The organism is Sphingomonas sp. SP4 (assembly GCF_058313375.1).
On the sequence record NZ_JBZFLE010000001.1, the window covers coordinates 19,504 to 42,649 of the forward strand.

Annotated in this window: 25 protein-coding genes; 13 read left to right on the plus strand and 12 right to left on the minus strand. The window is 63.6% G+C overall.

Annotation, left to right across the window (positions count from 1 at the left end; translation table 11 throughout):
* Positions 1-2: 2 nt before the first annotated feature.
* Both ubiA and AC4GYV_RS00085 read left to right on the plus strand, forming a co-directional pair.
* Positions 3-917, plus strand: coding sequence for a 4-hydroxybenzoate octaprenyltransferase (gene ubiA / locus AC4GYV_RS00080; RefSeq protein ID WP_491098616.1), 915 nt, complete (start codon positions 3-5; stop codon positions 915-917).
* A 10-nt stretch (positions 918-927) separates the two neighbouring features.
* Entirely contained in the window at positions 928-2,274 is a 1,347-nt protein-coding gene (locus AC4GYV_RS00085; protein ID WP_491098617.1) for a TldD/PmbA family protein, read from the plus strand.
* Here AC4GYV_RS00085 and AC4GYV_RS00090 read toward each other — a convergent pair.
* Both AC4GYV_RS00090 and AC4GYV_RS00095 read right to left on the minus strand, forming a co-directional pair.
* Entirely contained in the window at positions 2,271-2,708 is a 438-nt protein-coding gene (locus AC4GYV_RS00090; protein ID WP_491098618.1) for a CoA-binding protein, read from the minus strand. The two genes, AC4GYV_RS00085 and AC4GYV_RS00090, sit on opposite strands and share 4 nt — an antisense overlap.
* Before the next feature lie 21 nt (positions 2,709-2,729).
* Complete coding sequence (locus AC4GYV_RS00095; protein WP_491098619.1) at positions 2,730-3,677, minus strand: Mrp/NBP35 family ATP-binding protein; 948 nt, start codon at positions 3,675-3,677, stop codon at positions 2,730-2,732.
* A 71-nt stretch (positions 3,678-3,748) separates the two neighbouring features.
* Between AC4GYV_RS00095 and hflK the strand changes: the two genes are divergently transcribed.
* The 7 genes from hflK to AC4GYV_RS00130 all read left to right on the plus strand — a co-directional run bounded on the left by hflK (position 3,749) and on the right by AC4GYV_RS00130 (position 12,171).
* Complete coding sequence (hflK, locus tag AC4GYV_RS00100) at positions 3,749-4,867, plus strand: FtsH protease activity modulator HflK (RefSeq protein WP_491098620.1); 1,119 nt, start codon at positions 3,749-3,751, stop codon at positions 4,865-4,867.
* Positions 4,864-5,727, plus strand: coding sequence for a protease modulator HflC (gene hflC, locus AC4GYV_RS00105; RefSeq protein ID WP_491098621.1), 864 nt, complete (start codon positions 4,864-4,866; stop codon positions 5,725-5,727). The genes hflK and hflC overlap by 4 nt, the downstream gene beginning before the upstream one ends.
* A gap of 75 nt (positions 5,728-5,802) precedes the next feature.
* Positions 5,803-7,371: a Do family serine endopeptidase gene (locus tag AC4GYV_RS00110; RefSeq protein WP_491098622.1), complete on the plus strand. Its 1,569-nt coding sequence runs from the start codon at positions 5,803-5,805 to the stop codon at positions 7,369-7,371.
* Between the two features lie 70 nt (positions 7,372-7,441).
* Positions 7,442-9,052: a helicase HerA-like domain-containing protein gene (locus AC4GYV_RS00115; RefSeq protein WP_491098623.1), complete on the plus strand. Its 1,611-nt coding sequence runs from the start codon at positions 7,442-7,444 to the stop codon at positions 9,050-9,052.
* Positions 9,049-9,675, plus strand: a complete 627-nt coding sequence (locus tag AC4GYV_RS00120) for a hypothetical protein (RefSeq protein WP_491098624.1) — start codon at positions 9,049-9,051, stop codon at positions 9,673-9,675. Before AC4GYV_RS00115 ends, AC4GYV_RS00120 begins: the two co-directional genes overlap by 4 nt.
* 26 nt (positions 9,676-9,701) lie before the next feature.
* Entirely contained in the window at positions 9,702-10,100 is a 399-nt protein-coding gene (locus AC4GYV_RS00125) for a nuclear transport factor 2 family protein (RefSeq protein ID WP_491098625.1), read from the plus strand.
* A 25-nt stretch (positions 10,101-10,125) separates the two neighbouring features.
* Positions 10,126-12,171 (plus strand): OPT family oligopeptide transporter, encoded by a 2,046-nt coding sequence (locus tag AC4GYV_RS00130; protein WP_491098626.1) that lies wholly within the window; start codon positions 10,126-10,128, stop codon positions 12,169-12,171.
* A gap of 2 nt (positions 12,172-12,173) precedes the next feature.
* Here the strand turns inward: AC4GYV_RS00130 and AC4GYV_RS00135 are convergent, their stop codons facing one another.
* Together AC4GYV_RS00135 and queF are read right to left on the minus strand one after the other, a co-directional pair.
* On the minus strand, positions 12,174-13,181 hold the full coding sequence (locus tag AC4GYV_RS00135) for a 2-dehydropantoate 2-reductase (protein WP_491098627.1): 1,008 nt from the start codon (positions 13,179-13,181) through the stop codon (positions 12,174-12,176).
* The gene (gene queF, locus AC4GYV_RS00140) at positions 13,168-13,614 is read right to left on the minus strand and encodes a preQ(1) synthase (RefSeq protein WP_491100350.1); all 447 of its coding nucleotides are present in this window, start codon (positions 13,612-13,614) and stop codon (positions 13,168-13,170) included. Before queF ends, AC4GYV_RS00135 begins: the two co-directional genes overlap by 14 nt.
* A 47-nt stretch (positions 13,615-13,661) precedes the next feature.
* Between queF and sseA the strand changes: the two genes are divergently transcribed.
* Positions 13,662-14,495 carry a 3-mercaptopyruvate sulfurtransferase gene (sseA, locus tag AC4GYV_RS00145; RefSeq protein ID WP_491098628.1) on the plus strand — a complete coding sequence of 278 codons (834 nt, stop codon included), beginning with the start codon at positions 13,662-13,664 and terminating at the stop codon, positions 14,493-14,495.
* On the opposite strand, the gene AC4GYV_RS00150 is transcribed toward sseA, so the two are convergent.
* The 8 genes from AC4GYV_RS00150 to AC4GYV_RS00185 all read right to left on the minus strand — a co-directional run bounded on the left by AC4GYV_RS00150 (position 14,492) and on the right by AC4GYV_RS00185 (position 20,855).
* A complete protein-coding gene (locus AC4GYV_RS00150) occupies positions 14,492-14,773 on the minus strand; it encodes a hypothetical protein (protein ID WP_491098629.1) in 282 nt (93 codons plus the stop codon). The two genes, sseA and AC4GYV_RS00150, sit on opposite strands and share 4 nt — an antisense overlap.
* 113 nt (positions 14,774-14,886) lie before the next feature.
* The gene (locus AC4GYV_RS00155; RefSeq protein WP_491098630.1) at positions 14,887-15,438 is read right to left on the minus strand and encodes a winged helix-turn-helix domain-containing protein; all 552 of its coding nucleotides are present in this window, start codon (positions 15,436-15,438) and stop codon (positions 14,887-14,889) included.
* A gap of 29 nt (positions 15,439-15,467) precedes the next feature.
* Positions 15,468-15,869, minus strand: coding sequence for a DUF3035 domain-containing protein (locus tag AC4GYV_RS00160; protein ID WP_491098631.1), 402 nt, complete (start codon positions 15,867-15,869; stop codon positions 15,468-15,470).
* Positions 15,862-16,365, minus strand: coding sequence for a signal peptidase II (gene lspA, locus AC4GYV_RS00165; protein WP_491098632.1), 504 nt, complete (start codon positions 16,363-16,365; stop codon positions 15,862-15,864). The genes AC4GYV_RS00160 and lspA overlap by 8 nt, the downstream gene beginning before the upstream one ends.
* Positions 16,362-16,484 (minus strand): hypothetical protein, encoded by a 123-nt coding sequence (locus AC4GYV_RS00170; RefSeq protein WP_491098633.1) that lies wholly within the window; start codon positions 16,482-16,484, stop codon positions 16,362-16,364. The genes lspA and AC4GYV_RS00170 overlap by 4 nt, the downstream gene beginning before the upstream one ends.
* Positions 16,477-19,383, minus strand: coding sequence for an isoleucine--tRNA ligase (ileS, locus tag AC4GYV_RS00175; RefSeq protein WP_491098634.1), 2,907 nt, complete (start codon positions 19,381-19,383; stop codon positions 16,477-16,479). The genes AC4GYV_RS00170 and ileS overlap by 8 nt, the downstream gene beginning before the upstream one ends.
* A gap of 46 nt (positions 19,384-19,429) precedes the next feature.
* On the minus strand, positions 19,430-20,359 hold the full coding sequence (locus AC4GYV_RS00180) for a bifunctional riboflavin kinase/FAD synthetase (protein ID WP_491098635.1): 930 nt from the start codon (positions 20,357-20,359) through the stop codon (positions 19,430-19,432).
* A complete protein-coding gene (locus tag AC4GYV_RS00185) occupies positions 20,340-20,855 on the minus strand; it encodes a DUF2127 domain-containing protein (protein WP_491098636.1) in 516 nt (171 codons plus the stop codon). The genes AC4GYV_RS00180 and AC4GYV_RS00185 overlap by 20 nt, the downstream gene beginning before the upstream one ends.
* A 143-nt stretch (positions 20,856-20,998) precedes the next feature.
* Here AC4GYV_RS00185 and rpsM point away from each other — a divergent pair, with 143 nt between their 5' ends.
* From rpsM to AC4GYV_RS00200, 3 genes are all read left to right on the plus strand, one after another.
* Positions 20,999-21,367, plus strand: a complete 369-nt coding sequence (rpsM, locus tag AC4GYV_RS00190; RefSeq protein WP_491098637.1) for a 30S ribosomal protein S13 — start codon at positions 20,999-21,001, stop codon at positions 21,365-21,367.
* A gap of 71 nt (positions 21,368-21,438) precedes the next feature.
* On the plus strand, positions 21,439-21,828 hold the full coding sequence (rpsK, locus tag AC4GYV_RS00195) for a 30S ribosomal protein S11 (RefSeq protein ID WP_491098638.1): 390 nt from the start codon (positions 21,439-21,441) through the stop codon (positions 21,826-21,828).
* A 91-nt stretch (positions 21,829-21,919) separates the two neighbouring features.
* A complete protein-coding gene (locus AC4GYV_RS00200; protein ID WP_491098639.1) occupies positions 21,920-22,993 on the plus strand; it encodes a DNA-directed RNA polymerase subunit alpha in 1,074 nt (357 codons plus the stop codon).
* Positions 22,994-23,146 lie beyond the last annotated feature (153 nt).

Consider the following 23,146-nt stretch of genomic DNA (forward strand, 5'->3'; position numbering starts at 1 on the left):
CCGTGACCGCCACTACCGACATAGTCCCCGACAGCGAACGCATCGGCTTCATTGGCGCGCTCCCGCCGCGGCTCAGGCCCTATGCATCGTTGATGCGGCTGGACCGGCCGATCGGAACGTGGCTGCTCTACTGGCCGTGCGCGTGGAGCGTTGCGCTGGCGGGCGTCGGCGGACGCTGGGACCTGTTCTTGTGGCTGGCGCTCGGCGCGTTCGCGATGCGGAGCGCCGGTTGTGTGTACAACGACATTGTCGACCGGGATCTCGACAAGCGCGTCGAACGCACCCGCCTCAGACCGTTGGCGAGCGGCCGCGTCTCCTTGCGGTCCGCCTGGCTACTGATCGCGCTGCTCTGCATGATCGGGCTCATCGTACTGCTTCAGCTAAACCTCACTGCAGCAACCGTGGCGTTGGTCAGCGTCATACCCGTCGCGGCCTACCCCTTCATGAAGCGGATCACCTGGTGGCCGCAGGCATGGCTGGGGCTCGTGTTCTCATGGGGGGCGTTGGTCGGTTGGCCCACCGCAACGGGAAGCCTTGGCTGGACGCCCTTCCTCCTCTGGTTCGGAAGCCTCGCCTGGGTGATCGGCTACGACACTCTCTACGCGATCCAGGATATCGAGGACGACGCGCTCGTCGGCGTGAAATCGTCCGCGAGAAGGCTCGGAGAGAAAGCACCGCTCGGGGTCGGCCTCTTTTACACCGCCGCGCTTCTCCTCTGGAGCGCCGCTATCTGGTCGGTACGGTCCGATTGGCTCGCGCTCTTGGCGCTCGCACCCGCGGCGTTGCACCTCATTAACCAGGCACTCCGCGCCGACCCCAAAGACGGCGCCCTTGCGCTCAGGCTGTTCCGCTCGAACCGGACCTGCGGCTTCCTCGTCTTTCTCGCAATGCTGGTCGTCGGCCTCTCCACTCACTAGGTGGGCGGCCATGCAATCTCCGGAACAAGCCCGCCGCATCGCCGAGTCCCTTGTTGAGCGAGGGATCGCCGCGGGAGCGACTGCGGCCGATGCGCTCTACATCGGCGACCGCTCGTCAAGCGTGCAGGTGCGGCTCGGCAAGCTCGAGGACGTCAGCCGGTCAGAAGGCGAGCAGGTCGGTCTCCGACTGTTCGACGGCGCGCGCTCGGCGACGGTCGCGTCGTCCGACCTTTCGGACGAGGCCCTGGGCGTTTTGGTCGAGCGATGCCTTGCCATGGCGCGCGAAGCGCCTGAGGACCCATACGCGGGTCTGGCCCCGGAGCAGTTACTCCAACGCGGTGAACCACCGGCCGTTGAAGGATATGACGCGCACGAGCCGGATCCGACCGAGTTGCGCGAGCGCGCACTCGAAGCAGAGGGAGCCGCGCTAGCTGTCCACGGCGTCACCAACTCCAGCGGCGCGAGCGCCAGCGCCTCGGCAAGCACCATCGCACTCGCCACTTCGGCCGGCTTTGCCGGTGCGTATCGGGCCAGCGGCAATAGCAGTTCTGCAGCAGTTGTCGCGGGCGAGGGCGCTGGCATGCAGCGCGATCACGCCTGGCACAGCGCCCGGTTCCTCGACGATCTCGATCCTGCAGCCGAAATCGGGCGGAAAGCAGGCGAGCGCGCGGTCGCACGCCTCAACCCCACGCGACCGAAGCCCGGCAAATATCCGGTGATCTTCGATCCTCGCGTTTCTTCGACATTGCTCGGCCATTTCGCTGGCGCGATCAGCGGCTCCTCGATCGCTCGCAAGACCAGCTTCCTGCAGGACAAGCTTGGCCAGGCCGTGTTTGCGAACAACGTGACTATCGTCGACGATCCGCTGCGTCCGCGTGGGCTTCGCTCGCGTCCCTTCGACGGCGAAGGCGTTCGAGTTGCAGGGCGCGAACTGGTTTCTGATGGAGTCCTCAACGGCTGGATCGCGGAGAGCGCATCGGCGCGGCAGCTGGGGATTGAGCCGACCGGCCACGCTTCGCGCGGTGTCGGCGGTGCCCCCGGTGCGAGCCCGAGCAACCTTTATTTGAAAGCTGGCTCGCGCAGCCGAGAGGAACTGCTCGCCGCTTTCCCCGAGGCCGTGTTGATCGTCGAGTTGATTGGTCAGGGCGTGAATGGCGTGACCGGCGATTACAGCCGTGGCGCCGTAGGCTTCATGGTTCGCGGCGGAGAGATCGCCGAGCCGGTCGCGGAGATCACGATCGCGTCGAACCTGATCGACATGTTCGCGACGCTCGAACCCGCGTCGGACCTTGAGTTCCGCCGCGGCGTCGACGCACCGACGATTCTGGTTCCCGAAATGACGGTGGGCGCGGCCTAAGCTTCGGCTGCGATCCTGGGCAGCTTGAGCCTTGGGATTTCGATAGCGGGACAGCGATCCATCACCACTTTCAGTCCGGCTGCCTCAGCGCGAGCCGCGGCTTCTTCATTGATGACGCCGAGTTGCATCCAGACCGCCTTGGCGCCGACGAAAATGGCCTGATCCACCGCTTCTGCCGCGGCTTGCGGCCGGCGGAAGATGTCCACGATATCGATTGGGACACCGATCTGAGACAACTCGCGCCAGACGAATTCGCCGTGAACATGCTCGCCAGTGATTTGCGGGTTCACCGGAATCACCCGATAGCCGTGATCCTTCAGGAATCGCATTACGCCGTATGATGGTCGGCTCGGCCGATCGGAGGCGCCCACAAGCGCGATTGTTCTGGCGCTGGTCAGTAGCTCGGCAATATCTTCGTCACGGGTGAGCGGCATGATGCTCTCCTTGCCAGACGTTCAATGCGTCACGGCCGCCAACAGTTGCCTTGCAATCGCTTCGAACTTCTCGGCCTCGGGTCCCTCGCCGGCAGCAGGCGGGCGTCCTGCATCCGACGCTTCGCGAATTGCCAGCGACAATGGCAGCCGGCCAAGGAACGGCACTCCCATCTCCGCCGCCGCCTGCTCGGCGCCGCCCGTTCCGAATGGGTGCGACGCTTCGCCGCAATGCGGGCAGGTGTAAGTCGCCATATTCTCGATGATGCCGAGCACCGGCACGCTCGTCTTGTTGAACAGGTCGACGGCGCGTGTAGCGTCGATCAGCGACAAGTCCTGCGGCGTCGAGACGATCACCGCGCCGGCGGGGCGCGAGCGCTGGACCAGAGAGATTTGAACGTCACCGGTGCCGGGAGGAAGATCGACGAGCAGCAACTCGGTGTCGCCCCATTGGCCCTCGACCAGATTGTTCAGTGCCCCCGTCGCCATAGGACCGCGCCACGCCAGCGCGTGACCGGGCGAGACGATCTGGCCGAGCGAGAGGAATTTGACGCCATGCGCTTCGACCGGGACCAGCTTGTCATCCTCAGCAGCTGGCTTTTCATGGCTGCCGAGCAAGGTGGGTTGTGACGGGCCATATACGTCGGCGTCGATCAGTCCGACTTTCTTGCCCATCTTCGCGAGCGCGACCGCGAGGTTCGCTGACACCGTCGATTTTCCGACGCCACCCTTACCGCTGCCGATTGCGATGATTGTTCGCGCTGTCTGTGCGGCAGTGATCGCCACCCGCGCTTCATTGACGCCCGGAGTCGCGAGCGCCGCAGCTCGAAGTTCCTGTTCCAGCGCCTCGCTGTCGGATTTGGACAGGCCGGTCGCATCGGCGATGATTGTCGCGACCCCTCCCGCGAGCTTGCGCGACCGAATTCGATCGTCGTGCGGAAGCTCGGTCAACGGGTCAGCAGGATGGGCCATCACCGGCACATAGGTAGCGCATCGCGGCTTGCCACTGTTTTTCGGCAGAACCCCGTCTATATTCAGCGGCGATGAACATCATTTCCGGGTGGGGCGGCCGCGTTCGCGGGCTGTTCGCCGACACAAAAGGCCCATGGGGTCAGGGTAGCAGTGGCTCCAGCGGTGGTGGCGGTTCCGAACCGTCTTCCGACGAAGGACAGAGCCAGGGACCATGGGGTGAGGCGCCGCAAAGGCGTCGGACGTCCCTTGGCGCTGGAGCAAACGTCTCCTCGATCGAGGAAGCGCTGCGTAAGCGCTTCCGCTTCGGCGGCGGCGGCGATGGAGGCACGGGCCTTCCTGGACAGCCAAACCGATCCATTTTCTTCTGGGCGATCCTCGGACTCATTGCAGTCTGGCTCGTCTTCACGTCGGTTCACTCGATCTCGCCGAGCCAGCGCGGCGTCGTCACGCAGCTCGGCCGCTACAGCCGCACGCTCGGACCGGGCGTCAGCTTCACGCTCCCTTCGCCGATCGAGCGCGTGAAGAAGCTCAACGTGGAGAGCATTCGTACGATCGATCTGGGATCCGATGATGCCAACGATCTGATGCTTACAGGCGATCAGAACCTCATCGATATCGCTTATACGGTCCGCTGGAATATCCGGACGCCGGAACTGTTCCTCTATCAAATGGCACAGCCTGAAGAGACGATCCACGAGGTCGCTGAAAGCGCCATGCGCTCAGTGGTCAGCCAGGTCAGCCTGAACGACGCGATGGGTGACCGTCGTGCCGACATAGAGTCCCTGGTCCAGCAGAAGATGCAGCAGATCCTCGATTCCTACCGCTCCGGCATCCAGGTGCAGGGAATCGCCATCAAGCAGGCGGATCCGCCAGACCAGGTCAACGATGCATTCAAGAAGGTGACCGCTGCGCAGCAGCAGGCGAAGTCCTTCATCAACAACGCGAACGCCTACTCGCTACAGCTTCATCAGAAGGCACAGGGCGACGCGACCGCATTCGACAAGGTCTATGAACAATACAAGCTCGCCCCCGACGTGACCCGTAAACGCATGTATTACGAGACGATGGAGCAGGTCCTATCGAAGGTCGACAAAACGATCGTCGAGGTCCCGGGCGTGAACTCCTATCTGCCCCTGCCGCAGGTCCAGAAATCGACTCCCCAGTCACAGCAGCAGGGGTCGCAGCAATGACCGATCATCTGCGCCGCCATCCGGTAATGTGGACGGTCATCGCCATTCTCGCCGTTCTCGTCGTCGTGATGAGCTTCCCGGTCATTCCGGAAACCAAGCAGGCTGTCGTGGTGCGGTTCGGCAAGCCGGTTGCCGTCTTCAATCAATATAAGCCGGGCCGGCCCATCGGCGCCGCCGGCGCCGGCATCAACTTCCGGATTCCGTTCGTCGACCAGCTGGTATGGATCGACAAGCGGGTTCAGGACGTCGACATGCAGCGCCAGCAGGTGCTGTCGACCGACCAGCGCAGGCTCGAGGTTGACGCCTTCGCGCGCTACCGGATCGTCAACCCCCTGCTGATGTATATCCGCGCGGGTACCGAGCAGCAGCTCCAGGAGCAGCTTCGGCCGATCCTTGGCTCAGAGGTCCGCAATGAGCTCGGGCGCGTCGAATTCGCCTCGCTCCTGACACCCGAGCGCCAGGGCATCATGGATAGCGTTCGGACCTCGCTAAACCGCATCGCGCGCCAATATGGCGTCGAGGTTCTCGACGTCCGCATCAAGCGTACCGACCTTCCGGACGGAGCGCCCCTCAGCGCAGCCTTCGACAGCATGCGCACCGCTCGCGAGCAGGAGGCGCGTTCGATTCTCGCCGAGGGCGCGAAGCAGGCGCAGATCATCCGCGCGCAGGCGGATGCCGATGCGGCGAAGATCTATGCTGCAAGCTTCGGCAAGGACCCGGAATTCTACGACTTCTATCGGGCGATGCAGAGCTATCAGCTCACGTTCGTCGGCGACGGTCAGGACAAGGTCGCTGGCACCACCATCGTTCTGTCGCCGCAGAATGATTATTTGAAGGAATTCTCTGGACGCTCCCGCTGAAAACTGCGCGTTCAATGACGGTTAAGCGGCTTGGCGATTAGCGCCTTGCGTCTCGAGCCAATAGATGGAGTATCGATGAGACCGAAGGAGTCCGGAAAAGTGCGCTACGCCTATGGGGTCGCAATGGCCCTGCTCTTGGGAGGAACTGCATTCTCTCTCGCAACGGGCCAGGCGGGCGCTCAGGTGGCGCAGAACGCGCCGGGCACGGCCGCCCTTGCTCCCCGTCCGGGAGCGCCGATGTCATTCGCGGACCTCGTGGCGAAGCTGCAGCCCGCGGTCGTCAACATCTCGACCAAGCAACGGGTCCCGGTCCGGTCCCAGGCTGATCCGTTTGAGGAATTCTTCCGCCGGTTCGATCCGACCCAGCCGCCTGGTGGCGGCAGCAGCGGCGGCGGTGGTAGCGGCCAGCAGCCGCGGACCCGCGAAGCCGGCTCGCTCGGTTCCGGCTTCATCATTTCGCCGGACGGCTACATCGTCACCAACAACCACCTGATCCAGGGCGCCACGGGCACCGGCACGGTCGACCAGGTCACCGTCACTCTCACGGACGGCAAGGAGTATCCGGCACGGATCGTCGGCCGCGACGACACGTCCGACCTCGCCTTGCTCAAGATCGACGGCCGCAACCTGCCATTCGTCAATTGGGGCGATAGCACCCGGGCTCGGGTCGGCGATTGGGTCATCGCGATCGGCGACCCATACGGCGTCGGCAGCACCGTTACCGCCGGCATCATCTCCGCGCTTCACCGCGGGATCACCGGCGTCGGCGCATACGACCGCTACATCCAGACCGACGCGGCCATCAACATGGGCAACAGCGGCGGCCCGATGTTCGACCTCAACGGCAATGTCATCGGCGTGAACTCGGCGCTGATTTCTCCGACTGGCGCGTCGGTGGGTATCGGCCTGGCGATCCCGGCCGAGCTCGCGAAGCCGGTAATCGATTCGCTGCGCAAGGGTCAGCGTCCGCAGCGTGGGTATCTCGGCGTCGGTCTGCAGGCCGTCGACGAAGATCTGGCTCCTGCGCTCGGGATTCCGAAGAATACGGGTGAAATCGTCCGCTCCGTCGTTCCGAACGGGCCGGCAGCGCGCGGCGGCCTCGTCCAGGGGGACGTGATCGTCAGCGTTGGCGGAAAGCCCGTCACGCCGGATCAGACGGTTTCCTACCTCGTCGCGAACACGCCGGTTGGATCGCGCGTGCCGCTGGAGGTGATCCGCAACGGCAAGCGCGGCACCGTCAACGTGCAGGTCGCCGAGCGACCGACCGAAGAGGCATTGGCTAAGATCAGCGGGGGCGGCGATTCGGGCACGCAGGGCGGCCGGGCCGCGCCCAACGCGCCGCAGACGGCGCTGGGTCTTTCCCTCGCTCCCCTAACTCCGGAACTCGGACGAGCGGCTAACCTGCCGGCGGGATCGCGCGGCGTGATCATCACGTCCGTCGACCCGAACAGCAACGCCGGGGACCAGGGCCTGCAGCGCGGCGATCTCATCGTTTCGGTGAACAACCAGCAGGTGACTTCACCGGCTCAGGTGATCGCGGCGATCGATGCGGCGCGTAAGGCAGGGCGCTCGAGCGTCCTCCTTCTGGTCAAGCGCGGCAACGCTCCAGAGGCCTTCGTCGGCATCGACATCACCGGCAAGTAACCGACGTAAACTTCCACCCGCCCTTGCGCTGCGGCTGTTGCTGCGCAAAGGGTCGGGTCGGAGGTGACGCGTGGGCGACAATAGCATCTTCATCGGCGCTGAATCTGGCGGTGCCAATGCACAGAAACTGGAACTCTCCCGCGCCAACCGGCACGGGTTGATTGCGGGCGCGACCGGCACCGGGAAGACCGTCACTCTGCAGGGCATTGTCGAGGCGCTGTCCGCAGCTGGCGTCCCTTCATTCGTCGCCGACGTGAAGGGTGACCTTTCGGGGCTCGCGATGCCTGGCGATCCCAACGCCAAGAACGCCGAGATTTTCCGCCAGCGGGCGGCCGACATCGGCATGAGCAGCTATTCGCTCGAAGCCTGTCCGGTTCAATTTTGGGATCTCTACGGTGAGCAGGGGCACCCGATCCGCACCACCGTCAGCGAGATGGGGCCGCTGCTGCTATCTCGCCTGATGAACCTCAACGATATCCAGGAAGGTGTCCTCAACATCGCCTTCACGGTGGCGGACAAGGAGGGGCTGCTCCTCCTCGACCTCGACGACCTTCAGTCGATGCTCGTGCACTGCGGCGAGCAGGCCGACCAGCTGACGCTCCAGTACGGCAACGTCTCCAAGCAATCGATCGGATCGATTCAGCGTTCGCTACTCCAGCTACGCGCGCAGGGCGGAGAACATTTCTTCGGTGAGCCGGCACTCGAGCTCAAGGATTTCATCGCGCTCGATGATAGCGGCAAAGGCATCGTCAATGTGCTTGCTGCCGACAAGCTGATGGCCTCGCCGCGGCTCTATTCGACGTTCCTGCTGTGGCTGCTCAGCGAATTGTTCGAGCAGCTCCCTGAAGTGGGGGATCCGGACAAGCCGAAGCTTTGCTTCTTCTTCGACGAAGCTCACCTGCTGTTCGACGACGCCCCGCCCGCCCTGTTCGAGAAGGTCGAGCAGGTCGTACGCCTCATCCGCTCGAAAGGCGTCGGCGTCTATTTCATCACGCAGAACCCGATCGACATCCCCGACAAGATCGCGGCCCAGCTCAACAATCGCGTCCAGCACAAGCTCAATGCCTTCACGCCTCGTGATCAGCAGGCCGTGAAGTCCGCTGCCGACACGTTCCGCACCAATCCGGCGATCGATGTCGCAACCGCGATTACCGAACTGAAGATCGGCGAGGCCCTGGTTTCACTGCTGCAGCCGGACGGCTCACCGGAGCCGGTACAGCGGACATTGATCAAGCCGCCCTCCTCGCGCGTTGGTCCACTGACGCCGCAGGAACGCCAGGTCATCGTCACCACCGACGCAGTCGGCAGCAAGTACGACACTCTAGTCGACCGTGAATCCGCAGAGGAGATCCTCCAAGCCAAGTCCGCTGAGGCTGCCGCTGCAGCCGCCGCGATCCAGGCGAAGACGGAAGCCGACAAACAAGCGGCTGAGCAAGCAAAGGCAGATGCCGCTGCCCAACGCCAGCAGCTTCAGCTCCAGCGCGAGCAGGAGCGGCTTCAGGCTCAGCGTGAGCGGCAACAGGCGCAGGCGGACGCACGGGCGGCACGTGAAGCGGCCAAGCCGACAACCTATGACAAGATGATCCAGTCGGCGACCCGCGCGGCTGCGAGCTCCGTTGGCAGGCAACTCGGCAACCAGCTGCTTCGCGGCATTCTCGGCGGGTTACTAAGAGGCCGGTGATCGTGCTCGGCCCGGCACTAGCTCTACTTGCTGCCGCGCCGGTCACAGCTGACTCACTCGTCGGCGTTTACGAGACCCACCAAATGGAGGTTGCCGCCGGCCTTGAGCTGAAGCGCGGCGGCAAGTTCGAATACGGCCTTTCCTATGGAGCGGTGGATGAGGTCGGCCAAGGCAACTGGAGCTTCGACGGCAAAGCCGTCCACCTGACCAGCGATCCGATGCCCAGAGCACCGGCCTTCGAGCTAGTGCGCGACGAGCCGGCGCCCAAGGGCGAGCTAAGCATGACTTTGGAGGATCCGGGCTTCGAGTGGGGTCATGGTTTGGAGGCGATCGCGAAGGGCGACTCGCCCGAGGCGTTCGAGATTTCCGCAGATGATTCGGGCCATGTGGACCTTACCGGCAGGCCCCCGGTCCGCGCGATCGCGCCGGAAGTGCCGGTCTTCGGGCCCACCGGGCAGATCTTCAACCTATCCGGCGACCGCGGGCACAAGCTGACTTTCCGCTTCCATCGCAATGACTTAGGAAAGGCGCGTTTCAACAACGAGGCGCTCGTGTTGAACGGAAGCGACCTCGTCATGGAACGGTACGATACAACCTTTCGCTTTGTGAAAGTTCGGCCCTAAGAAGACCCGGGGAGAAGGGAGAGGCCGTGGCCGATAAGAACCGGCAGTTGATTGATGCCCTCGAGCGCGAATGGGTCGATGCCTTGTGCAGCCGCGACATGGATGCGCTGCAACGTTTGGTACACCCCGATTTCGTGCTGATCGGCACCCGCTCGACCGGCCCGTTCATCATGCATCGTGACTCGTGGTTGGAGGCGATCCAGCGCCGTGACGTCGAGTCCATCGAGCTTGAGGTACATGATGCGACTGCGCTCCCCGACGTGATGGTCGGGACCATTCTCGCCAAGTGGCGGGTTAAATATCTTGGCCGGATTATCGAAGACTGCGTGATCCTCACCGACGTTTGGGTGAAGGACGATGGCCACTGGCGCGCTCTTCGCCGGCATTCCACACCAGCTCCAGCGGGCATGTGCCCCGAAGGCTGACGAACAATTTGAGAGGGGAGAATTGATGGCGACAGTCGCGGGCCTTCGCGCGGGCGGGGAGATCAAGGAGCTGACGATCCGGGGGATCATCCTCGGCGCGCTGATCACCGTCGTCTTCACTGCTGCCAACGTCTATCTAGGCCTCAAGATCGGCCTCACCTTCGCGACCTCGATTCCTGCGGCCGTGATCTCGATGGCGGTCCTCAAGGCGTTCAAGGATTCGACGATCCAGGAAAACAACATCGTCCAGACGATCGCGTCTGCGGCGGGCACCTTGTCTGCGATCATCTTCGTCCTGCCAGGCCTAATCATGGTCGGCTGGTGGACCGGCTTCCCTTATTGGCTTTCGGTGGCTGTCATCGGCATCGGCGGCATCCTAGGCGTCATGTACTCGGTGCCGCTGCGCCGCGCGCTCGTCACTGGCACGGACTTGCCTTATCCCGAGGGGGTCGCCGCAGCGGAGGTCCTGAAGGTAGGATCGGGAGTCGGCGGCGCCGAAGAGAACAAGCGCGGCCTGGTGCTGATCACCGGATCGACGATCGTTGCCGCAGCCTATTTTCTGCTCGCCAAGACGCGGATCGTTACCGACACCGCCTCACGCATCTTCCGTGTGGGTTCTGGCGCATCTGGCATGTCTGCTAGCCTCTCGATGGCGCTAATAGGCGTCGGCCATCTAGTCGGCGTTGCCGTGGGCCTCGCCATGGTGGTTGGCCTGGTCATCAGCTGGGTCTTCATCGTCCCGCACTGGACCCAGGATCCCGGCCTGATCGCGCAGGCGGCGGGCGACCTGGAAAAGCTCGTGAGCACCGCTTTCCGGCTGAAGGCGCGCATGGTCGGTGCCGGCGCGATCGGCGTCGCCGCCATCTGGACCTTGCTCAAGATTATCGGCCCTATCGTCGCGGGCATCCGCTCCGCGCTCATCGCGAGCCGCGAGCGCAAGGCGGGCCGTGCAGACCAGTTGCCGATCACCGAGCGCGACATGCCGATCGGCATCGTCACGGGCGTCATCCTCGCCTCGATGATCCCGATCGGGCTGCTGCTCTTCGCCTTCGGCAACACCGCCCCGATCTCGTCGGAAGCGGGGGTCACCGTCGGCATCAGCATCGTCTACATCCTGATTGCCGGTGTTCTGATTGCCGCCGTCTGCGGTTACATGGCCGGCCTGATCGGCGCCTCGAACAGCCCGATCTCGGGCGTCGGCATCCTTTCGGTCCTCGGCATCTCGCTCATACTTGCGGCGATGTTCCGCGGCGCTGGCGGCGACGAGACCAAGGCGCTCGTCGCGTTCGCTTTGTTCGTCACGGCGATCATCTTCGGCGTGGCAACAATCTCGAACAACAACCTGCAGGACCTCAAGACCGGCCAATTGGTCGATGCGACGCCATGGCGGCAACAGGTGGCGCTGGTGCTCGGCGTCGTGTTCGGCGCGCTGGTCATTCCGCCGATTCTCGACCTGATGAACACCGCCTTCACCTTCCAGGGCGCACCGGGCGCGAAGGCGACGGCGCTGCCAGCACCGCAGGCGGCGATCATCTCGACTATCGCCCAGGGCGTGCTCGGCGGGAATCTCGACTGGGGTTTGATCCGCCAGGGCGCGATCATCGGCGTTATCGCTGTAATCGTCGACGAAGCCCTGAGGCGCTTCTCCAACAAGCGACTGCATCTGCCGCCGCTCGCCATCGGCATGGGAATCTATTTACCAATGGAGGCGACCTTGCTGATCCCAGTCGGTGCCGTGCTCGGCTGGTTCTACAATCGCTGGGCCGCGACCGCGAAAAGCCCCGACTTCGCTGAGCGCATGGGCGTGCTGATGGCGACGGGCCTGATTGTAGGCGAGAGCCTGATGGGCGTCGTCTACGCGGCCGCCGTCGCAGGTGCCGAAAAGGCGGGGTCAGAAGACAGCGCTAACGTGCTGGCACTCATCGAGCCTTACCCGGCAGTGATGGTCGTCAGCCTCATCGTGTTCGCAATTGCAGTCGGCGGGCTATACCTCTGGACCAAGTCGCGTGCCTCCGATGCACCGGCCCCCGGTGATGATGCGTTTGTCCCCGAGACTGCTGACTACCGCTAGGCTCAGCGGCCCAGCACTTCTCTTCGCAGGTCGCGGGGAGCCCAAGGCTTCGCGCCGGCCTCGGCCGCGCGGACCAACTCTACGATCTTGCGGTTGACCGGCGCGGGCTCATTGAGCCGGTCGGCCAGGGCGACCAGCTCGCCGTTGATATAGTCGATCTCGGTCTTGCGGCCGGCCGCCAGGTCGTCGGCCATCGACGAGCGAGCCTTGGCGTCGATCTTCCACTTTTTGAGGAAAACCTTGTTGAACAGCCAGTCGGGTGAATCGATCACCGTAGGCAGCAGCTTCGGCCCGACCGCCCCAATTTTCGCAGGCTCGATCTTCGCTCTCTCAAGCAGTTTCACGCCCTCGCGCTGCGAAGCCGCAACCACGCGGCGATAGTCCCTTTCACGGAGCTGATCGACGAGCATCCGGCCTGACAAGGCATTCACCGCATTGTTGAGGTTGATGAGCAGCTTGCCCCAGGCGAGGCCAAGCATGTCCGGTGACAACTTCAGTGCGGCGGGTCCGTCGCCAATGCGCTCAGACAGTGCGCGGATTTCTGGCCGATCCTCGGCATAAAGATCGCCAGCAACACCTTTGTGGAACCGTCCTTCGCCAAGGTAGACGACGTTGTAGGGTACTGTGCCGCGAATGACTTCGAAGCGGCTTCCGAGCTCCGCTTGAAGCACGTCGACGTTGCTGATGCCGTTCTGGAAGCTGATTACGAGCGCGCCTTCGCGAACGTGCTGCGCGATTTCTCGCGCTGCCTCTGATGTCGCGCCGCTCTTCACCGTAACGGCGATCATGTCGGCATCTGCAAGCGCTTGCGGGTCGGTTTGGAAGTCGACCGCGGAGAGCCGCTGCTGCCAGCCACTGTAGTCGCTGACTAACAGGCCGTTCGCGGCGATGTCCTGAGCAATCTTGGTCCGGCCGATGAAGGTGACCGGCAGCCCGGCGACTTGCCAGCAGCCGCCGATGAAGCAGCCGACCGACCCGGCGCCGAGGATCGCAATCTTATCCGCGGCCACGATAGGGTGCGACGCCCTGGTCCGGTAGCCACAAGCCTTCCGGCGGCTCGCCCGACTGCCAGAAGACATCTATCGGCATGCCGCCGCGGGGATACCAATAGCCACCGATGCGCAGCCAGCGCGGCTTCATTTCCTCGAAGAGCCGCTGTCCGATGCCGACGGTCACGTCCTCGTGAAAGCCGCAATGATTGCGGAAGGAGCCGAGGAATAGCTTTAGGCTCTTGCTCTCGACGATCGTCTCGGCGGGCGCGTAGTCGATCACCAGGTGGGCAAAGTCGGGCTGACCGGTAACAGGGCAGAGGGACGTGAATTCGGGCGCTGCGAAGCGGACGAGATACAGGGTGCCGGGTCGCGGATTGGACACGTAGTCGAGTGCCGCTTCCTCCGGCGAGGCGGGTAGCTTGCTGTTCTTACCGAGTTGGGTCGTCTCCATTGCCGGGCGAACTAGCAGGAGCGGCGCTGCAAGCCTATCCTTCGGCGATGGACTCACTGGTCTCAACGAAATGGCTTGCGGAACATCTGGGCGAGCCTGGACTCGTGGTGGTCGATGCGACTTGGCACATGGCTGCATCAGGCCGGAATGGACGCGAGGAATATGTTCACTCGCATATCCCCGGAGCGCAGTTCCTCGACATCGATGCGCTCAGCGATCGTGCCCACCCATCGCCCCACATGCTTCCCGCCGCTCAGGATTTCGGCCGAGCGATGGAGGGTCTTGGCATTGGCCAAGACGATCGCATCGTCGTCTACGACAACAGTTCGATCCGTACCGCCGCTCGGGGGTGGTTCATGCTCCGCCACTTTGGAGCAGCGAACGTGGCGATCCTCGATGGCGGTTTTCAGAAGTGGGTCGCGGAGGGCCGAGCGACCGAGGCAGGCGAACCGCAGGCGCTGATCTCGAGCTTCGATGCGCAGGACAAGAGTGCGCAGATCGTTACCAAGGAGCAGATCCTTGCTGGCGATCATGATCCGCTGGTCGATGCTCGAGGCAAGGGCCGGTTCGAGGGCAGCGAGCCCGATCCGCGGCCGGGCGTCGAGGCGGGTCATATTCCGGGTGCTCGCAACCTGCCGTTCGGGTCGCTCTACAATGAGGATGGGACCTTCAAGTCCCGGGACGAGATTCGGCGGTTGTTCGCTGAGGCGGGCATCGATCCCCAGCGGCCCTTTGTGGCGAGCTGCGGTTCGGGGGTAACGGCCAACAGCATCATCTTCGCAGCGCACTTGCTCGGCAGTGACTCAGGCCGATTGTACGACGGCAGCTGGAGCGAGTGGGGTGCCGATCCGGAGACGCCGAAGGCGCTCGGGCCGGCTTAGTCGAGGATCAGGCTCGAGACTTCGGCGAGCTGGCGGCGGATCTGCTCGACCAGCGTCTTGCTGGCTTCGGCATGGGGTTCATGGCCGCGATTACGTTCATCGAGAAGCGCCTCGACGCCGGCGGCAGTAGCGCCGACCAGCTGGGCCGAGCGGCTTCCGAACAGCCGGCGGCGTGCATCGCCGGCATCTTCCCAGGCAGCAGCGACAGCGAGATCATCGTCGAAGTCGCCAGCCGGCCCGCCGCCGTGCGGGTCGACGAGCCGGAGCGCCTGCCGCACGCTGGCTAGCCGCGACACGGCTTCGGAATAGGCACGAGGCCTCGAATCCGATGCAGAGTCGGGGAACAGGTGCAGCATGACCCCGGGGCTAACCGGGGTTAGCTAAGAAAGCTTTAAGCGCCGCTCTTTTCGTCGACGTCGCGAAGGATCCAGCCGCGCTGCGGGATCGTCTCGATGAACTCCGCACCGCCGCTCGCATTGCGTAGCTTCTTGCGGAGCTTGGAGATGAACACGTCGATGATCTTCGGCTGCGGCTGGTCGTCGGACCGGCGGTAGAGATGCTTCAGAAGCATCGCTCGCGTGACCACGTTGTTGCGCGCGAATGCAAGCAGCTCGAGCACGCGATATTCCATCTCGGTGATGCCGATCGGATGACCGTCGATGCGGATAAGGCGCTGGACCTGGTCGACCGACAGGCGGCCACCGCAGAGCGTCTCGGGCATTTCGCCGCCGCTCGCCTTGAGCGAGGTCAGCAGGCGCGAGGCCGCCTCTTCGCTGTCCTCCGGCGACACGGTGCGCGGACTGCCGATCAGCGCCTGCTGCAGGTCGGCGAGGATCTTGTGGGCCTCTTCGACCAGCTTGGTGCCTTCCTCGAACCGGCGACGCGACCGGTCGAGCATGGATTCTACCTCAACGAGGCGTGCGGAAACGGTTTGTTCTGCCATCTCTTAGTTTTCGCTCCCCCCGCTTGGCGTCACTGACCAGCCTGCGCGGAGGCAATGTTGGTGTTCGCCGGTTGGGCCTGAAGAAGGGTCAGGGTCTGCCGGCCTTTGTCCACAATACGCGTGTCATTGTCGGCGACCGTCGAACGGATCCCGACCTCCGCGTCGTTGCGACCGGCGGAATTGAGCAAGCTCATCTCGCTGGCGCTGCGCGGGGCGGGTCCGCCGAACAAAGTGTCGATCGCCTGCTGCTGGGCTTCACCGGCCGAAAGGCCTGCAGTGCCCGCGACAGGCGGAGCAAGGTTGAAGTCCGGCGGGACGATCAGCGGCGCGTTGCGAGCCACCTGGAATTCGTCCGGTGCACGGCCACGGGTAGCACAACCACTCGCGGTCACGGCAGCGGCCAGAACGGCGACGGTCAGGGCTTTACGCATGTTCGATAGTCTCCTTGTTGCCTTCCTTACGGCTCAGGAGGGCTCTCAGCAACAGAATGACGACACCGATGCTAATTGCCGCATCGGCGACGTTGAAGATCAAAAACGGCCGCCATGCGCCGAAATGCAGGTCCAGGAAGTCCGTCACATAGCCGTGGCGGGTGCGGTCGAGGATGTTTCCGAGCGCGCCGCCGAGCACCATTCCAAGCGCAATTTGATCGAGGCGGTTCTTCTCGCGACCGATCCAGACGGCGACGACGATGGCGATCAACGAGGTGACTGCGACCAGCATCCACCGCCCGGTGGGATTGGTCGCATTGAGCAGGCCCAGCGAGATCCCGTTGTTCTCGGTGTAGCTGAACTGAAAGATCGGCAGCAGGTACAGCTGGTCGCCGATCTGGTTCACGCCGAGCGGCCCAGTGACAATCCATTTCGCCAGCTGATCCAGCGCGAAGACGATCAGCGCGACCATGAAGCCGAGACGGCGAGCTTTCATCCAATCTTCCCAATCTTCGCACTGACGCGCAGGGTGTCGCCGCCGTGAATCTGAGGGGCCAACGTCGATGCGAACTCACTTCGCACGGCGAGAATGCTGTAGGACAGGTGCTTACGCACTGAGCACCTCTTCGCAGCGGTGATCGAGGTCGCCGTCCGCCTTTACCTCGGGCAGGAAGCGCCAGCAGCGGCCGCATTTGTGGTTGCTCGAACGCGCTAAACCGATCTCAATATTCGGTCGTCCATCGGTTCTCATTCGCCGATTAACCTGGACGCCTGTCGGCCACTCTTGGCGAGGAGCTATCCTAACCCCCGAACTAATGAAGACTTCCTCCCAATCGGATGGACTAAGAAATGACGCAGCCGCTGGGTCAAGCCATGCAGTTACCTCCAGACTAGATCCTACTTCTTTTGCTTGTCGCATTGGCTCGACGCCCTGCGTGAACGTCTCACGGTAAGCCCTGATCTCATTCCACTTCGCATCATCCGCCGGTAGCGACGGGACCTTCGGCCATTCGAGCAGGTGCACCGACCCGCATTCCGGATAGCGCGTCCCCCAAACCTCTTCGGTCGTGAACACCAGCACCGGCGCGAGCCAGCGCACGAGCGCGTGGAAGAGGATGTCGAGCACCGTCCGGTAAGCCCGGCGGCGATCGGTCTCGAACCCCGACTGCGGGTTCACCTCGCAATAGAGGATGTCCTTGCGGATATCGAAATAGAAAGCCGACAAGTCCTCGTTGCAGAAGTCGCTGAGCGCACGGACGTAGGTGTTGAAGTCGAAGTCATCGACCGCCTGCCGAAGCTTCGCGTCCAGCTCCGCCGTCAGGTGGAGCATGTAGCGCTCGAGCTCCGGGAAGGAGTCGATGTCGCTGAGGCGATCGGCCTCGCTAAACCCGTCAAGCGCACCGAGCAGGTAGCGGAAGGTGTTTCGAAGCTTGCGATACTGGTCCGCCACGCCGGCCAGGATCTCCTTGCCGATGCGGTGGTCCTCGGTGAAGTCGACCGACAGCGCCCAAAGCCGGAGGATGTCGGCGCCATATTCTTTCATCAGGTCGTTCGGATTGACCGTGTTGCCGAGGCTCTTGGACATTTTCATGCCCTTGGAGTCCATCGTGAAGCCGTGGGTCAGCACCGCGTCATAGGGTGCGCGGCCGCGGGTGCCGCAGCTCTCGAGGAGCGACGACTGGAACCAGCCGCGATGCTGGTCGGAGCCTTCGAGATACAGATCGGCGGGCCAACCCTCCTCGGGCCAGTGGCCGCTTTCCAGCACGAACGCATGGGTGCAGCCACTGTCGAACCAGACGTCGAGAATGTCGGTGATCATCTCGTAATCATCGGGGTTGCGGTTGCCGAGGAAGGCTTGGGCGTTTTCGGCTGACCAGGCATCGACGCCCTCGGCGGTGATCGCCTCGACGATTCGCTGGTTCACCTCGGCGTCCACGAGCAGCTCGCCGGTCTTGCGCTCGACGAAGAGCGCGATGGGCACGCCCCAGGCGCGCTGACGGCTGATCACCCAGTCCGGGCGTCCTTCGACCATCGAGCCAAGGCGGTTGCGGCCCTTCTCCGGCACGAAGCGGGTGTCGGCGATCGCCTGGATGGCCCGGCTGCGCAGGGTCGATCCGTCGCCGAGCTCACGGTCCATGGCGATGAACCATTGCGGGGTGCAGCGGTAGATGACCTTAGCTTTCGACCGCCAGCTATGCGGATAGCTGTGGTTGAAGTCCGCGCTCGCGGCGAGCAGGGCGCCGGCTTCGCGCAGGTCAGTGCAGATCGGGCCGTCGGGCGCGTTGAACTTGTTGTTGATGACGCTGCCCTGACCGCCGAGCCACAGCCAGTCCGGCCGGTAAAAGCCGCCTGCGTCGACCGCGAACACCGGGTCGATGCCGTTGGCGCGGCACAGCTCGAAATCGTCCTCGCCATGGTCGGGCGCCATATGGACAAGGCCCGTACCCTGATCGGTGGTGACGAAGTCGCCCGGCAGGAACGGACGCGGCTTGGCGAAGAAGCCGCCGAGCTTGTGCATTGGGTGGCGGGCGATGGTGCCGGCGAGGTCGGAGCCTTTGAAGGTCGCCTCCGAGCGATCCCAACGGATTGTATCCTCATTGGGATCTTCGAAGAGAGCTTCTACCCGATTCAGGAATGGGATCATCAGATCGGTGGCGACGAGAAATTTCGATGCCGCAACCGGGGATGGACGAGGGTTGTCGGACGAATAACTGAATACGGCGTACTCGACATCCGGACCGTAAGCGATCGCCTGGTTGACCGGGATCGTCCAAGGAGTGGTCGTCCAGATCACCGCATGGGCGCCGACCAGCTCACGAATGGGGCTTTCTACGATCTCAAACGCCACATCAATCTGGGTCGAGGTAATGTCCTCATATTCGATCTCGGCTTCCGCGAGCGCAGTCTTCTCAACTGGGGACCACATCACCGGCTTGGCGCCGCGGTAAAGCTGGCCGCTCTCGGCGAACTTGAACAGCTCGGAGACGATCGTGCCCTCGGCGAAATAGGCCATCGTCAGATAGGGCTTGTCCCAGTGCGCGCTGATGCCGAGCCGCTTCAGCTGCTCGCGCTGCACGTCGACCCAATGCTGCGCATAAGCGCGGCACTCGGCGCGGAATTCCTTCGCCGGAACCTCGTCCTTGTTCAGCTTCTTCTTGCGATACTGCTCCTCGACCTTCCATTCGATCGGAAGGCCGTGGCAATCCCAGCCGGGCACGTAAGGCGCGTCCTTGCCCAGCAGCGTCTGTGTCCGGACGACCATGTCCTTGAGCGTGTGGTTGAGCGCATGGCCGATGTGGATGTCGCCGTTGGCGTAGGGCGGCCCGTCGTGGAAGATGAACTTCTCGCGGCCTTCGCGCGCGCGGCGGATCTGCTGGTAGAGGCCCTCGTCTTCCCAGCGCGCGGCAATGCCCGGCTCCTTCTGCGGCAGGCCGGCCTTCATCGGGAAGTCGGTCTTGGGCAGGAAGACGGTCGGACGATAGTCGGGCTTGGTGGTTTCGGGGGCGTCAGCCATTGGCGCGGGCTCTAACGGTCAGTGGTGAGATTGCAAATTCGGAGGCTCAGTCGAGCGCGAGCAGGCGCCGCGCTTTCGCCTCGTCCTCCTGCATATGGGCAATCAGCGCTTCGATTCCATCGAATTTCTTCTCTTCGCGGATGTAGGCGTGAAGCGCGACCTCGACCTTGCGGCCGTAAAGGTCGCCCTCGAAATCGAAGAGATGCGCTTCGAGCAGCTCCTGCGGCGGGTCGAACGTAGGGCGGACGCCGAGACTGGCGACGCCGGCATGCTCGCTGCCGTCGTCGAGCGTCACGCGAACCGCGTAGATGCCGTATTTGGGGCGGAGATAGTCACCAAGCACCAGGTTGGCTGTTGGGTAGCCGAGCTCGCGGCCCCGCTGGTCGCCGTTCTGGACGACGCCCTCGATCGCGAAGTCGCGGCTGAGGAGGTGCGTTGCGTGCCCGATGTCGCCTGCCTTGAGGGAATCGCGGATGCGCCCGGAGGACACGCGCTCGGCGTCGACGATGACGGGGGCCACTGCCTCCGCAATGATTCCGGAATAGCCGCCAAGCGTCTTGAGCGCCTCGATGTCCCCGGAGCGGCCCTTGCCGAAGCTGAAGTCGTCGCCGGTGACCACGCCCGCAGCGCCGATCTTTCCGGCGAGGAGCCAGGAGACGAATTCCTCGGCGCTGGTCTCGCGAAGCTTCTCGTCGAATTCGAACACCAGCATCGCGTCGGCGCCGGCATGGGCGAAGAGCGCTTCGCGCTGGTCGAGGGTGGTCAGGCGGAAGGGCGGGACGTCGGGTTTGAAGTAGCGGACCGGGTGTGGGTCGAAGGTCGCGACGATCGCGGGCCGCCTCTCGTGGAAGGCGCGCTGGACTGCTCGTCCGACCACCGCCTGGTGGCCAAGATGAAATCCGTCGAAATTGCCGAGCGCGACGATGCTCCCCTTCAGATTGTCGGGGATGCCGCCCTCAAGAGTGAGACGCTGCATTGCTCGCGGCCTTATCGGCAGGGCGCGAGCGCTGCAAATCGGCGGACTTCACCAGACGATATTCGTGCCACGCTAGCCCCATGACGATGACGTCGAGGAGGCTGAGCACGATCAGGCCAGGATCGTGGATGTGGAGATAGCGGTGGATCTGGTAGGCGATGAACAAGGTGAGGACGATGAAGGTCGCGGGATAGGCCCATAGCTTCTGGCGGAGCAAAGCGATCACGATGACCAGGTTCACCAAGCCGTGGCTCAGCAGGTAAAAGGCGTAGTAGCGGTGCTCGTTTGGCGTGAAGTAGCGGGCGAGGATATCGTGCTGGTCGACGCGGTAGAGCAGGCGCAGGATCGCATCGGTACTGAAGAGGTAGAGCGCGATGCCGCCGGCGATTTCCACTAAGGCATGGAGCCCCTTGAGGACGACGCTGACGACGAATAGTTGGTGTATCCGTTTTTCCCGCACGCGCGCGTAACGCCGCTGCGCTTGACTCAGGTCCACTGCATTCCTATCTGGCCGTCATCCCAATCCACCGGTTGCCCGGCGGCGCATTCGTGCGCGCGTCGGTTTTTTCGTTAGATTTGGGACTTTCTAGCGACGAGATGGGGCGGTTGGCGTCCCGTGGAGCTGAAGAAGGGTAACGAATGGCTCGTATTGCCGGGGTCAACATCCCCACCAACAAGCGCGTCGAAATCGCGCTGACCTACATCCACGGTATCGGCCGCACGACGGCCAAGAAGATCACTGAGCAGCTCGGCATCACGCCGGAGAAGCGCGTCCAGGACCTGACCGACCAGGAAGTCCTGCACATCCGCGAGGCGATCGACAAGGATTTCACAGTCGAGGGCGACCTTCGCCGTGAAACCGCGATGAACATCAAGCGGCTGATGGACCTCGCCTGCTACCGCGGGCTTCGCCATCGCAGGGGCCTTCCGGTCCGCGGCCAGCGCACGCACACCAATGCGCGCACCCGCAAGGGCAAGGCCAAGCCGATCGCCGGCAAGAAGAAGTAATTCTTCCGTCGCTTGAACTCACGCCCCGCTGAAGAGCCGAGGGCGAACGTTATTAGAGGATTGTAGGACCAATGGCCCAAGCACCCCAGCGTCTCCGCAGAAGGGAACGCAAGAACATCTCCGCCGGCGTCGCGCACGTGAACGCCAGCTTCAACAACACCATGATCACCATCACCGACGCGCAGGGCAATGCGATTGCCTGGTCGAGCGCCGGCATGATGGGCTTCAAGGGAAGCCGTAAGTCGACGCCGTACGCCGCGCAGGTCGCGGCAGAAGACGCGGGCCGCAAGGCCGCCGAGCACGGCGTCCGCACGCTCGAGGTCGAGGTCAAGGGCCCCGGTTCGGGCCGCGAGAGCGCGCTTCGTGCGCTTCAGGCAGTCGGCTTCACGATCACCAGCATTCGCGACGTGACCCCGATCCCGCACAACGGGGTGCGTCCTTCGAAGCGCCGCAGGGTCTGACGACGCCTCTGCGCCGCTGCCGCGGCACAACGACCGCGGCGAATTGAATTTGTATCGGCGAGGGACGCCTCGCCAAAGGGCAGGAAGACAAATGGCCGTCAACGCAAAGAACTGGCAGGAACTCAAGAAGCCCAACGCGCTCGAGAAGAAGCAGAGCGGAGGCGACAGCCGCCGCCGCGCCGCGTTCGTCGCCGAGCCGCTGGAGCGCGGCTTCGGAATGACGCTGGGCAACTCGCTTCGCCGCGTGCTGCTGAGCTCGCTTCAGGGCGCCGCCGTCACGTCGATCAAGATCGACGGCGTGCTTCACGAATTCTCGAGCCTCGCGGGCGTCCGTGAGGACGTCACCGACATCGTGCTCAACGTGAAGCAGATCGCGCTGCGTATGGAAGGCGAAGGCCCCAAGCGCCTTCACCTCAGCGCCACTGGCCCGGCAGAAGTCACCGCCGGCATGATCGCCACGTCGGGCGACATCGAGGTCACCAATCCCGACCTCGTGATCTGCCACCTCGACGATGGCGCGACGCTCAACATGGAGCTGACCGCCGACATCGGTAAGGGCTACCAGCCGGCGGCCGCGAACCGCCCGGCCGACGCGCCGATCGGCCTTATCCCGGTCGACGCGCTGTACAGCCCGGTTCGCCAGGTCGCCTACAAGGTCGAGAACACGCGCGTCGGGCAGGAGCTCGATTACGACAAGCTCACGCTGACGATCGAGACAGACGGCACGGTCACTCCGGAAGACGCGCTCGGCTATGCCGCGCGGATCCTTCAGGACCAGCTGCAGCTGTTCGTCCACTTCGACGAGAGCCAGGTCCGCATGTCGCCGTCGCCGATGATCGGTCAGCCGACCGCGGCGATGCCGGTCGAGACGCAGACCGACACCAACCAGCTCAACCGCTACCTTCTCAAGAAGGTCGACGAGCTGGAGCTTTCGGTCCGCAGCGCGAACTGCCTCAAGAACGACAACATCATCTACATCGGCGACCTGGTCCAGAAGACCGAAGCCGAGATGCTGCGTACGCCGAACTTCGGCCGCAAGTCGCTCAACGAGATCAAGGAAGTGCTCGCCAGCATGGGCCTCCGCCTCGGCATGGACATCCCCGGCTGGCCGCCGGAGAACATCGAGGAGATGGCCAAGAAGCTCGAGCAGGAGATGCTCGGCTAATCAGCCGGACTTCGGTTCAGAACAAGGAAGGGCCGCTCCGTTGGGGCGGCCCTTTTTGTTTGGGCGAGTCTGATGTCCGGTTTGGGTGGAAAGCGGACGTTAGGTTGGCGGCGTAGCTACAGTGGGACGACCACTTTGGCTCGCTCGCGTTCA

Excerpts from the sequence above, each read along its gene's own strand:
- hflC (WP_491098621.1), top strand. The coding sequence starts at position 4,864 with ATGACCGATCATCTGCGCCGCCATCCGGTAATGTGGACGGTCATCGCC.
- AC4GYV_RS00095 (WP_491098619.1), bottom strand. The coding sequence starts at position 3,677 with ATGGCCCATCCTGCTGACCCGTTGACCGAGCTTCCGCACGACGATCGA.
- AC4GYV_RS00155 (WP_491098630.1), bottom strand. The coding sequence starts at position 15,438 with ATGGCAGAACAAACCGTTTCCGCACGCCTCGTTGAGGTAGAATCCATG.
- AC4GYV_RS00180 (WP_491098635.1), bottom strand. The coding sequence starts at position 20,359 with ATGCAGCGTCTCACTCTTGAGGGCGGCATCCCCGACAATCTGAAGGGG.
- sseA (WP_491098628.1), top strand. The coding sequence starts at position 13,662 with ATGGACTCACTGGTCTCAACGAAATGGCTTGCGGAACATCTGGGCGAG.
- lspA (WP_491098632.1), bottom strand. The coding sequence starts at position 16,365 with ATGAAAGCTCGCCGTCTCGGCTTCATGGTCGCGCTGATCGTCTTCGCG.
- hflK (WP_491098620.1), top strand. The coding sequence starts at position 3,749 with ATGAACATCATTTCCGGGTGGGGCGGCCGCGTTCGCGGGCTGTTCGCC.
- ileS (WP_491098634.1), bottom strand. The coding sequence starts at position 19,383 with ATGGCTGACGCCCCCGAAACCACCAAGCCCGACTATCGTCCGACCGTC.
- rpsK (WP_491098638.1), top strand. The coding sequence starts at position 21,439 with ATGGCCCAAGCACCCCAGCGTCTCCGCAGAAGGGAACGCAAGAACATC.
- AC4GYV_RS00130 (WP_491098626.1), top strand. The coding sequence starts at position 10,126 with ATGGCGACAGTCGCGGGCCTTCGCGCGGGCGGGGAGATCAAGGAGCTG.
- AC4GYV_RS00200 (WP_491098639.1), top strand. The coding sequence starts at position 21,920 with ATGGCCGTCAACGCAAAGAACTGGCAGGAACTCAAGAAGCCCAACGCG.
- rpsM (WP_491098637.1), top strand. The coding sequence starts at position 20,999 with ATGGCTCGTATTGCCGGGGTCAACATCCCCACCAACAAGCGCGTCGAA.
- AC4GYV_RS00110 (WP_491098622.1), top strand. The coding sequence starts at position 5,803 with ATGAGACCGAAGGAGTCCGGAAAAGTGCGCTACGCCTATGGGGTCGCA.
- queF (WP_491100350.1), bottom strand. The coding sequence starts at position 13,614 with ATGGAGACGACCCAACTCGGTAAGAACAGCAAGCTACCCGCCTCGCCG.
- AC4GYV_RS00090 (WP_491098618.1), bottom strand. The coding sequence starts at position 2,708 with ATGCCGCTCACCCGTGACGAAGATATTGCCGAGCTACTGACCAGCGCC.
- AC4GYV_RS00085 (WP_491098617.1), top strand. The coding sequence starts at position 928 with ATGCAATCTCCGGAACAAGCCCGCCGCATCGCCGAGTCCCTTGTTGAG.
- AC4GYV_RS00160 (WP_491098631.1), bottom strand. The coding sequence starts at position 15,869 with ATGCGTAAAGCCCTGACCGTCGCCGTTCTGGCCGCTGCCGTGACCGCG.